Origin of the sequence: Paenibacillus lupini (assembly GCF_011761355.1) — a bacterium.
Taxonomy (GTDB): Bacteria; Bacillota; Bacilli; order Paenibacillales; family Paenibacillaceae; genus Pristimantibacillus; species Pristimantibacillus lupini.
Window position 1 is genome coordinate 330,252 of sequence record NZ_JAASRW010000001.1, and the last position, 14,358, is coordinate 344,609.

A 14,358-nucleotide genomic window follows, 5' to 3' on the forward strand; every position below is an offset into this window, starting at 1 on the left:
ACCATAAATGCTCTCTAATCGTATAACGACATTAGATTAAATGTAGCATGACAAAAGTGTTTATGTCGAGCAAGGCGAAACGGCACTGCTGGCTATCGGCAGCAGTGCGCGTTTCGTTCCGGAGAATTCTAAGCGAAATTAATAGGACATAACTTATTAATTCTTAGAATTTGAATTAGTCGGGATAGAGCGATGCAATGGCGTTAGCCCAAAATACCCTATGTTGCAGGAATACCGACCTTCTTAATAAATGGTGCAATATCTTCTTTGAACAGAAGGAGATATGGTCTGCGCTGCTCATCAAATACAAGAAGAAGCGGAGGCTTGCCATCACAATAGAATAAGAAAACATCGTCAGCAACCAGCTTTGTTCCGTTAACAGCAATCGTAACGGGCTTCTCCAGAGGTACACGATAAACATAATTGCAGCTGTCATCATTCGTAAGCTGCGGGGCGAGGCCAGTTATGGAAGCAATCCATTTGTTTGCAAATTCTTGATATTGCTTGTCGTTAGGCGTTGAAAGTACAACTTTACCTGCTTTCACATCAAACACTTGAACAGGCTTAAATGGCTGATCCTCTGGTGCTGCAGCGAAGGCAGAGGATGCGTATACAAACATTAAAGATAGTACGAGCAGCAGGGCTGCTAATCGTTTCTGGCGCATATTTGTTCTCTCCTTTAACGGGAATGATTAACCTCTTCTCCATTAATCTGTCCATCTTGACACAGAACCATGAGAAGTTATCATTAGGGAAAAGCATTTTAAGTGATATTTTATATAAGAAAGGACCTGACACAAATGACACAACCATTAAGAATTGCGTTATTGCAAATGAACATAGAGGTAGGACAGCCGGAAGCGAATTTTGCCAAGCTGGCGGCGATGCTGGAGGAAGCAGCTTCCCAGACGAATAAGCCTGATGTTATTGTCTTTCCAGAAATGTGGAATACGGGGTATGCCTTGACGGAGATCACTAAGCTTGCTGACCCTTATGGTGAACGTACAATTACATACTTGTCGGAGTTCAGCCGTCAGCACAGCATTAATATTATTGCTGGTTCGATTGCGGAAGGTCGAGAAGATGGTGTATACAATACGATCTTTGCCTTTGACCGGGAAGGTAATCAGATCGGGGATTATTCGAAAATTCACTTGTTCCGCTTGATGGATGAGGAAAAATATTTGGCAGCAGGGGATAAGCTGGGCAAGCTGGAGATAGAGGGTGCAGGTGCTGGTATGATGATCTGTTATGACATCCGGTTCCCGGAACTTGCACGGAAGCTTGCGCTTGATGGCGCAAAGCTGCTATTTGTCCCGGCCGAGTGGCCGCATCCACGGCTGCACCACTGGCGGACACTTCTTACTGCTAGAGCAATCGAGAACCAAATGTTTGTTATTGCCTGCAACCGCGTAGGTATTAGTGGAGAAACTCATTTCTTCGGCCATTCGATGGTCCTTGACCCATGGGGCGAAGCAATCGCAGAAGCGGGCGAAGAGGAGACCATCGTCTATGCGGAGATCGATTTATCTCTGGTAGATACCGTACGCGGTAAAATCCCCGTATTTGAGGATCGCAGACCTTCCTTATATTAAAGGAGAAAAGTTTATTTATATTGACTGATTGTCTTTGTCATTGTTTCAATAAACGCCACGGCCGCTTTGGACAAATAACGTCCTTTGCGGCTGGCAATAATCAGCGTACGCGTGGGATGACTCTTCAGCGAAAGATAGACGGGAACAAATTCTCCGCCTGCACTCCGGGTCAGCATCTTTGGAACAAAAGTGATGCCCATCCCGCCAGCTATAAGAGACTGAACGGTCTCGATATTACTGCTCTCAAATACGATATTTGGAGTAAAGCCGCCTTGCTGGCACAGATTAACTAATATTTGCCTGAAACCCTGGCCTTTCTTCAAGCCTACAAACGACTCGTCTCGAAGCTCTTCGATTGAAATCTCATCTTCCCGGCTGGCCAGAGGATGGTTAGGCGGTACCGCAAGGCAAATTTCCTCTTCCATTAAGGGTTCCCATTCCAGCGACTGGTCCACCAAAGGCAGTGTAAGCAAACTGATATCTGTTCCTCCACTTGCCGTCAGTTGCTCCAGCTTAACAGTCGTATCCTCTACCAATACCACATCAATCTGCGGATACAGCTCACCAAAGACAGGAAGAACTAGCGGCAATATATGCGAGCCTGTAATAGGCAAAGTGCCCACAACGAGACGGCCGCGTTTCATTTGTGCCATATCATCCATTTCCTGCTTTAATTGTTCAACCTCATCAAGGATCGACTGCGCTTTATCCACGAATACCTGACCCGCCTGCGTTAATTCAACAGAGTTGGTGGTGCGTCGGAATAATAGAACGCCGAGTTCCTGCTCCAGTTTGGATAACTGCTGGCTCAAAGAAGGCTGTGCAATATGCAGCTTCTCAGCAGCACGGGAAAAGTTTTTCTCAATTGCAATTTGTATCACATATTGTAGTTGTCTAAGTTCCATTACCATCATTCCCCTTATAGTCCAAATGAGAATAGTTATCGTTATTTTATAGTTATTGCCTATAATCATTATAGATATTATATCTTGGTTCAATCAATACGGAAATGCTATGCTAAGAACATCTAATAGAGCAAAGCGATGATTCGCTTGAACGATGGGGTGAGTATAATGACGAAAAGAACACTATTTGAGAAAATCTGGGATAATCACGTCATTCATCAGGAAGAGGGCAAGCCGAGCATTATTTATATCGACCTGCAGCTGGTGCATGAAGTAACATCGCCGCAAGCATTCGAAGGTCTTCGTATGACTGGCCGTAAAGTACGCCGTCCTGACCTGACGTTCGCAACGATGGATCACAACGTTCCAACGAAGGACCGTTTCAATATTAAAGACCCAATCTCCAAACAACAAATTGACACACTGACGCAGAACTGTAAAGACTTCGGCGTTAAACTGTTTGACCTTGATAATATCGACCAAGGTGTAGTACACGTTATGGGTCCTGAGATCGGTCTGACACATCCAGGCAAAACAATTGTTTGCGGCGACAGCCACACATCGACACACGGTGCGTTTGGTGCACTTGCTTTCGGTATCGGTACTTCCGAAGTTGAGCACGTAATGGCTACACAATGTTTGCAACAAGCAAAACCAAAAACAATGGAAGTTCGTTTCAACGGCAGCCGTAAACCAGGCGTAACAGCTAAGGACTTGATTCTTGGCGTTATCGCAAAATACGGTACTGACTTTGCAACTGGCTACGTTATCGAATATACAGGCGAAGCAATCCGTACCCTGACAATGGAAGAGCGTATGACTGTCTGCAACATGTCGATCGAAGGCGGCGCACGTGCTGGTCTGATCGCACCGGACGAAACAACATTTGAATACCTGAAAGGCCGCGAGTACTCGCCAGCTAACTATGAGGAAGCGGTACAAGCATGGAAACAACTGACTACAGATGAAGGCGCAACATACGATACTATCGTTGATTTCGATGTTGATTCCTTGATCCCGCAAGTAACTTGGGGCACTAGCCCAGGCATGGGTACGGACATCACTTCTTCCGTTCCATTCCCGCAATCTCTGCCAACTGAGAACGAGCGCAAAGCAGCAGAAAAAGCGCTTGAATATATGGATCTGAAACCAGGTACGCCAATGACAGAAATCGAAATCGATTATGTCTTTATCGGTTCTTGTACGAATGGCCGTATCGAAGACCTTCGTGCAGCTGCTGAGATCGCTCGCGGCTACCAAGTAAGTGAGAAAGTTACAGCTATCGTTGTTCCAGGTTCGGGCCGCGTTAAGCTGCAAGCCGAAAAAGAAGGCCTCGATAAAGTATTCACAGAAGCTGGATTCGAATGGCGTGAAGCAGGCTGCTCGATGTGTCTTGCGATGAACCCTGACGTTCTGGAACCAGGACAACGTTGTGCATCGACATCGAACCGTAACTTTGAAGGCCGTCAAGGTCGTGACGGACGTACGCATCTGGTATCGCCAGCAATGGCAGCTGCCGCAGCAATTAAAGGCCGCTTTACAGATGTACGTGACTGGAATGTTAAATCCGAAGTGTTGAACTAATTGAACGTGTGAGAGAGGGGTATTACCGATATGGAAGAATTTAAACAACTGACGGGCATCGTTGCCCCGGTCGACCGCGTAAACGTCGACACGGACGCTATCATCCCTAAACAATTTTTGAAACGCATCGAGCGCAGCGGCTTTGGCCAATTCTTGTTCTACGAATGGCGTTTCCACAGAAACGGCGACGTAAACGTTGATTTTGAACCAAACAAACCACGTTACCAAGGCGCTTCCGTCTTGATCTCCCGTGCGAACTTTGGCTGCGGATCTTCCCGTGAGCATGCACCTTGGGCGATTCTTGACTACGGCTTCAAAGTCGTTATCGCACCATCGTATGCAGATATTTTCTACAACAACTGCTTCCAAAACGGCATTCTGCCAATCAAGCTGAGCGAAGAGCAAGTCGAAGACCTGTTCCAACGCACAGCGCAGCATGAAGGATACCAATTGACGGTTGATCTTGAGAACAAAAAGCTGACAGACGAATACGGTCTGGATCTTGCGTTCGATATCGATGAGCACCGCCGCCAGTTCCTGCTTCAAGGTCTGGATAATATCGGCCTGACACTGCAGCACGAAGATAAAATTACAGCTTATGAACAAAAGCGTCCTGCCTATCTCGGTTAATAGATAGCAAAGGAAAGAGGGCAGCTCTTCATTAAAAGAAGAGTTGCCCTCTTTTTTCCTCTATACGCAACTTTTTCTGACAAGAAGCGTCTATTATTTCGTCTAGCAAAGTCGAATGAGCACATTCGATGCAGGCAATTTCAGTCATCGAGGTGGAAAATGAAAAAGAAGTTTGTGCCTATTTTGTTGTTTATGTCGGTTTTGTTTTCTTTATTCTCTGGAGTGGGTCAAGCTGCTACTGCAAAACCGGTTGTACCCAAGCTTTATCTGAATGATCAATTACTTTCCCCAACTGATGATCCCCAGATCGTAAAGGATGTAACTCTTGTTCCTATCCGGGTCGTGTCGGAAAATATGGGGTATAAGGTGGATTGGTCGTCAGCCACGAAGAAAGTTACCATACATAACGGACAAAACGAAATTATCCTTACTATTGACGACAACACCGCACTCGTAAATAACAACAAGGTGCAAATGGACATGTCCCCAAAACTTCAAAACGGAAGAACGACATTAATTCCCGTTCGTTTTGTAAGTGAGCAGCTTGGTGTCACAGTGAAGTGGGAGCAAAGTACAAGGTCTGTCTTTTTGTACAAAACCGTTGAACCGGAACAGCCAGTGGAAACACCTGATCCTGTTGAGACAAGCACAATTACGTCCATCCAGTATGACAGCAATTTCGGCATTATTATTAATTATACCGGTAAGATAACGGCAAATAATCCTTTTAAGCTCGACAATCCGAAACGTATCGTAATCGACTTCCCGAATACAACTTATTCAGATATGCTTTCCTCGCAATTCATGGGGGCAGAAGTACGTGTTAGTGTTACAGATAATCCGTATTTAGCAATGTTCCGATATTCGGTGTTTTCTACGACTCCTGCAACAGCTAGACTAGTGCTCGACTTGAATACCGATATAGATGCAGATGCTACGGTTCAAGATGACGGTGCTGGTGTACTAACCATTAATCTCACAGAGCCAACGACGACTACCCCAACAACGCCGGTAGACCCGACGCCTCCAGTTACTACGCCTGGGGACAAAGTATATAACGTCGTTATTGATGCAGGCCATGGCGGCACAGATCCTGGCGCACATAGTATTAATGGACGTTGGGAGAAGGAAGCAAATCTTAGCCTTTCTCTCAAAGTAAAAGCATTGCTGGACAAAGAAAAGTATATTAAGCCGCTGCTCAGCAGACCGGAAGATAAATTTGTCACACTAGCGGGCCGCGTTACGTTCGCTAAGAACAATAAAGCGGATTTGTTTATATCCATCCATGCCAACAGTAACCCGACAGCAAGCGTTACGGGTACCGAGACGTATTATACACGCGACAGCAGCAAGGCGCTTGCGAATGTCATTCATAAGCATCTTGTAAAAGCAACCGGCTTGAAAGACCGTGGTGTGAAGTACGGTAACCTGCATGTAACAAGAGAAACAACAATGCCTGCCATTTTGCTTGAAACCGGCTTTTTATCTAACAAAGGTGATTCCGATATTTTGTACAATGACGCTGCACAGAACAAGATGGCAGCCGAAATCGTAGCAGGGATTAAAGAATATCTGAAACTTTCTTAAGAGAGCGGGGGATTCAAAATTGCGTAAACCGGCATTCATCATTCTGTTATTCATTGTTATGTTAACAGCTGCAGCTTGTGGAAATACGAATAAGCCTGACGAGCAGACGGGCGGAAGTAGTAATACTAATGCCAATGTGCCGTCACCAAGTCCAACCGAAGAAGCGGCCGCAACAGTAGAGCCAACGGCAACTCCTGTTACAGCTGAGGAACCAGTCTTCACCTCAGAGCTTGTTAATCCCATCGAAATCTATTACGCGGATACGGAATTAGAAAAGTTGATTGTTAAAGAAGTCAATTTATCTTTTGAATCTGGTCAGGATCTGGTGAAGAAAACCCTGGAGGCCTTACAGGAGGATGGACCAGAAGGAAGCGTTGCATTATGGAAGAAGATAGAGTTCAAAACGATAACGTTAGATGATAATAACGCGGTCACAATCGATATTCATCTTCCAGACGAAGCTAGACTTGGGTCGTCTGGCGAACAGATGCTGCTGGATTCGCTTCAGAAAACCTTGTTCCAATTCGATTTTGTACAATCTTATGATCTCTTAGTAGATGGACAAGCCTTGGAGAGCCTGATGGGCCACTTCGATCTTGATCATCCAACGGTGCGATCAACTAATAATTAGTCATTTTCTAAGGAGGATTATTCATCTATGCCTATGCATTCGTCCCGTTCTAAACTTATTGCCGGCGTATTAGCTTTCTCCTTGCTTGCCGGAGGCACATCCATCGCAATTCCAAGTCAACAGGCTTATGCTGCTGCAGTTTCCAACACTCCATTCAAAGATTCCATTCCTGCTTGGGCGGAGAAGCATGTTGCTAAGCTCGCGCTGCAGGGTATAGTGAATGGTTACAATGTCACAGGAGGGGCGGAATTCCGTCCTTTGAAAAGCGTTACACAGGAAGAGGCCGTTGTAATGGCTCTTCGTTTCGCAGGTCTTGCGGATGAAGTCAAAGCAGATGATATTATTGCATACCCGGATTCTTTCAAGGTAAGCAATTTCTTCAAGCCTTATATTCTGCTGGCCTTTAAGAAGGGCTTACTTGATCAAAATGAAGAATATGCTAGCGCCGCTGCCAATCCTAAGCTGGCGTGGGGCTCAACTCCTGCATCACGGGAATGGGTAACGAAGCTGATGGTTAAAGCCATTGATAAAAAAGAATTAGCGGATGATCTTAGCAAGACTGCCTCTACCTTTGCTGACGGCAACCAGATTACTCCGAAGTATTTGGGTTATGTGAATGCAGCGGTGTCGCTCGAACTGGTGAAAGGCGTTTCCGCTACAAAGTTTGATCCAAAAGCACCGGTCAACAGAGCGAGTCTAGCGACATTGTTCAGCCGTGCTGAAAAGCAGTATCAGGTACCGTACGAAGGTCAAGTGAGCGGCATCGTTACTGCTCAAACGGCGACGTCCATTACTTTGTACAGCGAAGGGAAAGAAACCAATTACACGCTGGATTCAAGTTCCTTGTTCTATACGGCGGACAGCGACAATCCAATTAAGGCTGGTGATATCAAGCTTTACACCGATATCACGCTTATTGGCAAATCGGGCAAAGCATTGTATGTAGAATCACAAGGTACCGAGCAGCATGTTAAGACGATAACGGCAAAGCTGGACCGTGTAAATACAACGGACCGTTACTTCTATGCTTGGGTAAATGATGAGCCGGTAAAATTCCCATACAGCAGCGCAGTAACGATAAAGGACAGCACAGGAAAGACGCTGACAGTTTCCGATCTGAAGCGTGATACCAATCTGACGATTGTCGAAGATACATTCCGTACTACTCCTCAAGTTGTTTCTATAACAGCTGAGGCACAAACGGTTGCTAACACGGCGACAGGTCAATTTTATTCAGCGGGCAGCGGCCTGATTAATTACCTGGTAGATGGCAACCTGCAGTCCAAGTTCCTGGCTGATAATGCGGAAGTTATCATTAATGGTATTGAAGAGCCTACCGTCAGTGATCTGCTGAAAGGAATCGATAATATTAAGCTCACCTTGAATGATGAGCAGGAAGTTACGCGTATCGAAGTGGTTAACCGGAATGTCTCGACACTTGATTCTGCAACGGTTGTGAACTACAGCGGCGATAACAAACTGCTTACGGTGGTTGATCCTGTCACGACGAATGCAAGTGCATTGTTCCTGACGGATTCTAGTAAAATTGATTACAATGGATCGTCCATTACGGCTAGCCAAGCGAGGGCGTATCTCGTTGCGAACAGAAAAGTTAAGATCACATACTCGGGAAAAAATATTATCTCGTTAAGCTTTATCTATAAACAGACTGGCACACTTGTTTCGGTAAATTCAACTGACAAGTTACTGTCAGTTAAGCTTGATACAGGTGAGAAGGTAAGCATTCCTTATACATCGCCGCTCCTTCAAATTCCTGGTGTTTCGGTGCCGACATTATCCACCTTGCAAGCAGGAGATACAATTACTGTGCTGCTTGATGCAAATCAAGAGAAAGCAGCAACTATTCAAGTGCACAAGACGCTGCAATATCAAGTTACAGCCGTTAATACATCGACTAAGCTTGTCTCTGTGAAGACCGCTGATAACGCGTCAAAAGATATTTCGCTTGTGAATGTTCCGATTACGGATGAGAATGGTACTGCCGTAACGATAAGTGCGCTAACGAACGGTACGATTATTAATGTCCCTTACATCGGCAGCACGATTGTGTCCGTTAAGCTGATCAATATGAGATATGGCACAGTATCTTCCGTTTCTGCAAGTAGTTTGTCTGTCACAGAAGCGAATGGCACAACTAGCACGGTATCCCTGTCTAAAGGGGTTAAAGTCATTAAAGGCACTCAAACGACGTATACTACCTCCTCAATTGCAGCAGGCGATATCATTCAAGTGTATAAGGACGAGAATGAGCAAGCGATCGTAACGGTTGCTGTGGGCGAGAAGCGTACGTATTGGAAATATGATGCTCCTAATGCAACAATCTGGACATACAAGACAACTTCGGAAGATAACGGCAACTTCAGTTATATTACTTCTGACACGAAGATTTTGTATAATAACGCAGCCATTCAAGTTACGGCATTGAAGGATGGCGATTCGATTACCATTTACTCCTTCAACAATAAAGCTCTCAAAATTGTAAAATCTTAATGAAAAAAGAGTTGAAAGTAGTCTAAATTCTTATATTTTGTGAAAAAACCATCCAATAGGGCGGTTTTTTCTTTTTTTCAGGCGTAATAAGGTTGCGCCGCGTGACAAATTTCGCTACACTTTGAACGATAGTGTTTGGGATTAGGAGAGAGACGATGAATGCGAAGCAGAAGATGCGACATATATTGGATACGTTAGCGGAGATGTTCCCCGATGCACATTGTGAATTGCATCATAGCAATCCGTTCGAACTGACCCTAGCGGTCCTGCTGTCGGCGCAATGCACGGATGAGACGGTGAATAAAGTAACTGTCAATCTGTTTCAGAAATACAAACGGCCGGAAGACTATTTATCGGTGCCGCTGGAAGAGCTGGAGCAAGATATTCGCCGAATTGGGCTATTCCGCAGCAAGGCATCCAATATTCAAAAGCTATGCCGCATCCTAATCGATAAATATGAAGGGGAAGTTCCTTCGGGGCATGAACAGTTAACGGAGCTGCCTGGCGTTGGACGTAAAACCGCTAACGTTGTTGTCTCGAATGCGTTTGGCGTTCCAGCGATTGCCGTAGATACGCATGTCGATAGGGTATCGAAACGCCTTGGCGTGGCTAAGCTGGATGATACCGTTCTCGAAGTTGAAAAGAAGCTGATGAAGCTTGTGCCTCGTGAGGAATGGACGCTTACCCATCACCGGCTTATATTTTTCGGCCGCTATCACTGCAAAGCACAAAACCCGCAATGTCCAATATGCCCGTTACTTGATTTATGCAAAGAAGGAAAGCAGCGTATGAAGCCGGGCGGACAAACGAAAACTAAAATTAAGACAACGAAACCGAAAAAAGCCAGTGAAGGATGATGACAAATGAAATGTATTTCCGTGTATACGAATAATTTTGAGCTGTTCTCTGATATTTATGAGCAAGTCCTGGAGTCACCACCACAAGAAAACGAAGATATTCTGGTAGAGGGCGTAACGGTTAGCGGTTCCGGCGACGTACCTGACCAGTATATCGAGCGTATGCGTGCAAAGCCTGAAGTTGTAGTTATGAAAGAGAAAGAACGTAACATTATGATTTTGCAGCATGGTAATGTATTTGAAATTTGCCTGCCTGCTGAAGAGGAAGCTGTATAGACAATGATGGAAACGACAGTACGAGGCATGACGGATGCGCTGCTCTTGACCGCTTCAGAGATGCAAGCGGCAGGCGACAGTCTGCACGAAAAGCAAGTATTGGAGTTAAACAGTAAGCTGGCCGAGGGCCGGCTTACTGTTGCATTTTGCGGGCATTTTTCCGCGGGGAAATCAACGTTAGTTAACCGTTTGTGCGGCGCTCAGCTGCTGCCATCCAGCCCGATTCCGACGAGTGCCAATGTTGTTGCGATTCGCGGTGGAGAGACAGCTAAGGCCAGCGTGGTCAGCATCAAGAATGGTGAACATGTTAGTGTAGATATTCCGCTCGATCAATTAGACGCGTATTGCAAGGATGGCGAAAATATCGAGTCTGTCTCAATTTTCTATCCAACAGAGCGTCTTGGCAATCATACGGTACTTCTTGACACCCCGGGTATTGATTCAACGGATGATGCGCACAGAATGTCGACCGAGTCGGCACTCCATTTGGCGGATGTAGTTTTTTATGTGATGGATTATAACCATGTCCAATCCGAGATTAACTTCGCATTTGCGAAGCAATTGAAGGACTGGGGCAAGCCCTTATATTTTATTGTTAATCAGATCGATAAACATCGTGATCGTGAATTATCATTCGAGCAATACCGGAAGAGTGTGGAGGAAGCGTTTCAAGCTTGGCATTTGGAGCCAGCTGGAATCGTTTATTTGTCGTTGCGCCAGCCGGACCATCCTCATCAAGAGTGGGAACAGCTGGAGCTGCTGCTGTCTCAATTGGCAACGGAGAAAGTGCCTTTAGCTGCTTACAGCGTGGATGCTTCGCTGCGGCATCTTGTTGTTGAACACGAGAAATGGTGGGATATGCGGGATGAGCCGGAGCGGGAACGTCTAATTGCCGAGGCAGGTGGAGAAGAAGCGGCTGCCAAGGTGAAGGAAGAGATGGCTCAGCTTGAAGCGGAGAAGCAAAGACTTGCGGCAGAGCCAGATCGTATTCGGATGGAGCTCCGGCGGAGCATACAGTCGCTGCTCGACAATGCAATTATTACGCCTGCTCCACTTCGGGATAAAGCTCATGTCTTCCTCGAGAGCCGGAAGCCTGGATTTAAGACAGGGCTTCTATTCGCCGGGGCAAAGACAGCTGCGGAGCAAGAGCGCAGACTGGAAACGTTCCGGACTGAATTTGGCTCGCAGGTTAATGCAGCAGTAGATTGGCATGTGAAGGATATGCTGCGCAAAGCAGCGGAGAAGGTTGGCTATCCAGTCGAGCGGATCGAGCAAGAGCTGATCGCAACCTTGTCATGGCAGCCTGAACCTCAATGGCTGGTAGATAACGTGAATACCGGTGCTACTTTCGGCAATGAGTATACGATGGTATATACCCGCGAGCTAGCCGCGGAAGTGAAATTGATCTACCGCAAGCACGCGTTCGATATTATCGACGTGCTTGTGGAGTATGTTACCGCTGCGAGCAAGACCGCAGCGGATGAGGCTGCAGCGCAGCTAGCTGCGTTAGGCTCGCAAGCAGGCGCGCTTGCGCAGCTTGCCGCGCTGACGCAGCGCGCTGCCGCGCATGCGGCGCAGCTCGCCGCTGCGCTGCCGCCGCGCGTGCAGCGCCCGGCGCTGCCGGCGCCACGCGCCGCAAGCGCGCCAGCGGCGAGCGCCGCGGCTGCGCCAAGCGGCAGCGCCGCAAGCGCCGGCGCGCCAGCGCAGCCACGCGCTGCAGGCGCCCGCGCAGCTGCGCCGCAGGCAGGCGCCGCACTAGCGGGCGGCGCAGCGCTCGCGCAGCAGCATGGCGCTGCTTCGCGGCTAGAGCGCGCGGCTTCGCTGCTCGCGCCTTACGCGCCGCTGTCCGCCTCTGCGGACGCGATGCGCGACAAAGCGAACCGGCTGCGTGATAGCCGGTTCACCATCGCGCTGTTTGGTGCATTCAGCGCGGGTAAATCTTCGCTCGCGAACGCTTTGCTCGGCGAGCCGGTACTGCCGGTTTCGCCGAATCCGACGACCGCAGCGATCAACCGTCTCGTGCCGCCTACGGCAGAGCACGAGCATGGCACAGCTCTTGTCGTCATGAAGTCTCATGACGCCATTGTAAAAGACTTGCGCTATTCGCTTGCTTTGCTTGGCGAGGACGCATCTGTTGCAGCACTGCCGAATGCATCGGCTATCATGCTGGCGATTGATATGTTAACGCCAGATGCTATTCATGCCGGCGGACGGCCGCACTACAGCTTCCTTCGTGCAGCACGTAAAGGCTGGGAGACGCATGAAGCGCTGCTTGGCACACAAATTTCTGTATCGCAAGAGGAATACGAGAAATTTGTTGCTGAGGAATCCCGTTCCTGCTTTGTCAGCGAGATCGAGCTTCATTATGACTGCCCGCTGACACGTCAGGGCATCGTACTCGTAGATACACCAGGGGCCGACTCTGTTAATGCCCGTCATACAGGTGTTGCTTTCAACTATATTAAAAACGCGGACGCCGTTCTGTTCGTTACCTATTACAACCATGCCTTCTCGCAAGCGGACCGTCAGTTCCTGATGCAGCTTGGACGGGTGAAGGATCAGTTCGAACTGGATAAAATGTTCTTCCTAGTTAACGCTGCCGACCTAGCAGCTGATGCTGAGGAGCTCACAGGTGTGCTGAGCCATGTGGAGACCAATCTGCTCCAGCACGGCATTCGAAATCCTCGTTTGTTCCCGGTATCCAGCCTTCAAGGACTGGATGGGAAGGTGGAAGGCAATGCAGAGCTGCTTGAGCAGTCTGGGATTGAGGCCTTTGAGCAATCGTTCCTCGGCTTCGTACAGAATGATCTAGGTAAGCTGGCTGTTGATGCTGCTGAGCAGGAAATTACGAGAGCATCTTCTACCGTTTCAGGATGGCTGAAAAGCGCAACAGGCGATGCAGCTTCCCGTCTGGCCGAGAGTGAGCGGCTTGGGAAACTCCAAGTGGAGGCCAATAGCAATATTGCAGCATTCCAGGAAAATGATCCGCCAGCACAGCTGCTTCAGGAGCTTAATGAGCTTCTGTATTATGTCATTCAGCGGATTCAGCTTCGTTTTGGTGAGTTTTATAACTATGCATTTAACCCTTCAACCCTACAGGATGACGGTCGTGATTTGCGTAAAATGATCTGGACGGCTTGGCTTGAGCTTCAGCGCCAGGTACAAATGGAACTGTCGCAAGAGCTGCAGGCTACTACGCTTCGCGTGGATCGCAAATTAAACAGTCTTCTGAAGAAGCAATATGCTGCTCTGACTGAACAACTGGAATCATTGATCGATGGCTACAGCAGCGCTGCTTATACAGCCAAAGATCTCCCAACGCCAGATGCTGCTTCTGAATGGCAGATGACGGGTGTGGATGCCAAATGGTTGTGGGCTCGCTTTAAATCGCCTCGTCATTTCTTTGAGGGAGAAGGTAAAGCGGTACTTCGCAAAGAGCTGGAGACGTCTATTTCTCCAGCGCTTCAACAATGGATGAATGAGCATATCGACAGCTGGTCGGGCTTATACACGGGCTTATGGAGACAATCAGCGGATGAGACGGGTGCTGCCTTAGCAGAGGATCTGTCCCGCTATGTATCCGGTATGCAAAGATCATTATCCAACGAAGCGGATACGGAGCAGCTTCGTCAGCTTCATGAGGAGATTCTCGTCCTTCAATCGTCAACAATAGCTTAATGTCTAACGCATTTATCTCTTATTGCCCACAATGGCTAGTGAAGCCGTTGTGGGCTTTTTCTTTTATTCCAGCTGGTTCTTTGGATGCTGACCCAACACATTAC

11 protein-coding genes are annotated in these 14,358 nt (G+C 47.5%); 9 read left to right on the top strand and 2 right to left on the bottom strand.

Annotated features, from left to right (window positions below; translation table 11 throughout):
- Positions 1 to 218: 218 nt before the first annotated feature.
- Positions 219 to 665, bottom strand: coding sequence for a hypothetical protein (locus tag FHS17_RS01740; RefSeq protein WP_167273309.1), 447 nt, complete (start codon positions 663 to 665; stop codon positions 219 to 221).
- Positions 666 to 800: 135 nt separating this feature from the next.
- Here FHS17_RS01740 and FHS17_RS01745 point away from each other — a divergent pair, with 135 nt between their 5' ends.
- Positions 801 to 1,595: a carbon-nitrogen family hydrolase gene (locus FHS17_RS01745; protein WP_167273314.1), complete on the top strand. Its 795-nt coding sequence runs from the start codon at positions 801 to 803 to the stop codon at positions 1,593 to 1,595.
- Between the two features lie 11 nt (positions 1,596 to 1,606).
- Here the strand turns inward: FHS17_RS01745 and FHS17_RS01750 are convergent, their stop codons facing one another.
- The gene (locus FHS17_RS01750) at positions 1,607 to 2,500 is read right to left on the bottom strand and encodes a LysR family transcriptional regulator (RefSeq protein ID WP_167273317.1); all 894 of its coding nucleotides are present in this window, start codon (positions 2,498 to 2,500) and stop codon (positions 1,607 to 1,609) included.
- A 168-nt stretch (positions 2,501 to 2,668) separates the two neighbouring features.
- Here FHS17_RS01750 and leuC point away from each other — a divergent pair, with 168 nt between their 5' ends.
- The 8 genes from leuC to FHS17_RS01790 all read left to right on the top strand — a co-directional run bounded on the left by leuC (position 2,669) and on the right by FHS17_RS01790 (position 14,254).
- Positions 2,669 to 4,084, top strand: a complete 1,416-nt coding sequence (gene leuC / locus FHS17_RS01755) for a 3-isopropylmalate dehydratase large subunit (RefSeq protein ID WP_167273320.1) — start codon at positions 2,669 to 2,671, stop codon at positions 4,082 to 4,084.
- 30 nt (positions 4,085 to 4,114) lie between these two features.
- Positions 4,115 to 4,714, top strand: coding sequence for a 3-isopropylmalate dehydratase small subunit (leuD, locus tag FHS17_RS01760; protein ID WP_167273323.1), 600 nt, complete (start codon positions 4,115 to 4,117; stop codon positions 4,712 to 4,714).
- Positions 4,715 to 4,873: 159 nt separating this feature from the next.
- Entirely contained in the window at positions 4,874 to 6,301 is a 1,428-nt protein-coding gene (locus FHS17_RS01765; RefSeq protein ID WP_167273327.1) for an N-acetylmuramoyl-L-alanine amidase family protein, read from the top strand.
- A 19-nt stretch (positions 6,302 to 6,320) separates the two neighbouring features.
- Positions 6,321 to 6,932: a GerMN domain-containing protein gene (locus FHS17_RS01770; protein ID WP_167273330.1), complete on the top strand. Its 612-nt coding sequence runs from the start codon at positions 6,321 to 6,323 to the stop codon at positions 6,930 to 6,932.
- Positions 6,933 to 6,959: 27 nt separating this feature from the next.
- Positions 6,960 to 9,443 carry an S-layer homology domain-containing protein gene (locus FHS17_RS01775; protein WP_167273335.1) on the top strand — a complete coding sequence of 828 codons (2,484 nt, stop codon included), beginning with the start codon at positions 6,960 to 6,962 and terminating at the stop codon, positions 9,441 to 9,443.
- A 155-nt stretch (positions 9,444 to 9,598) separates the two neighbouring features.
- A complete protein-coding gene (gene nth / locus FHS17_RS01780) occupies positions 9,599 to 10,300 on the top strand; it encodes an endonuclease III (RefSeq protein ID WP_167273337.1) in 702 nt (233 codons plus the stop codon).
- Positions 10,301 to 10,306: 6 nt separating this feature from the next.
- Complete coding sequence (locus tag FHS17_RS01785) at positions 10,307 to 10,576, top strand: NAD/NADP transhydrogenase alpha subunit (protein ID WP_167273340.1); 270 nt, start codon at positions 10,307 to 10,309, stop codon at positions 10,574 to 10,576.
- Positions 10,577 to 10,579: 3 nt separating this feature from the next.
- Positions 10,580 to 14,254 carry a dynamin family protein gene (locus tag FHS17_RS01790; RefSeq protein ID WP_167273343.1) on the top strand — a complete coding sequence of 1,225 codons (3,675 nt, stop codon included), beginning with the start codon at positions 10,580 to 10,582 and terminating at the stop codon, positions 14,252 to 14,254.
- Positions 14,255 to 14,358: the final 104 nt, after the last annotated feature.

What these genes read in the sequence shown, in the direction of transcription:
- FHS17_RS01750 (WP_167273317.1), bottom strand. Translation starts at nt 2,500, where the DNA reads ATGGAACTTAGACAACTACAATATGTGATACAAATTGCAATTGAGAAA.
- FHS17_RS01765 (WP_167273327.1), top strand. Translation starts at nt 4,874, where the DNA reads ATGAAAAAGAAGTTTGTGCCTATTTTGTTGTTTATGTCGGTTTTGTTT.
- FHS17_RS01785 (WP_167273340.1), top strand. Translation starts at nt 10,307, where the DNA reads ATGAAATGTATTTCCGTGTATACGAATAATTTTGAGCTGTTCTCTGAT.
- FHS17_RS01790 (WP_167273343.1), top strand. Translation starts at nt 10,580, where the DNA reads ATGATGGAAACGACAGTACGAGGCATGACGGATGCGCTGCTCTTGACC.
- FHS17_RS01775 (WP_167273335.1), top strand. Translation starts at nt 6,960, where the DNA reads ATGCCTATGCATTCGTCCCGTTCTAAACTTATTGCCGGCGTATTAGCT.
- nth (WP_167273337.1), top strand. Translation starts at nt 9,599, where the DNA reads ATGAATGCGAAGCAGAAGATGCGACATATATTGGATACGTTAGCGGAG.
- FHS17_RS01745 (WP_167273314.1), top strand. Translation starts at nt 801, where the DNA reads ATGACACAACCATTAAGAATTGCGTTATTGCAAATGAACATAGAGGTA.
- leuD (WP_167273323.1), top strand. Translation starts at nt 4,115, where the DNA reads ATGGAAGAATTTAAACAACTGACGGGCATCGTTGCCCCGGTCGACCGC.
- leuC (WP_167273320.1), top strand. Translation starts at nt 2,669, where the DNA reads ATGACGAAAAGAACACTATTTGAGAAAATCTGGGATAATCACGTCATT.
- FHS17_RS01740 (WP_167273309.1), bottom strand. Translation starts at nt 665, where the DNA reads ATGCGCCAGAAACGATTAGCAGCCCTGCTGCTCGTACTATCTTTAATG.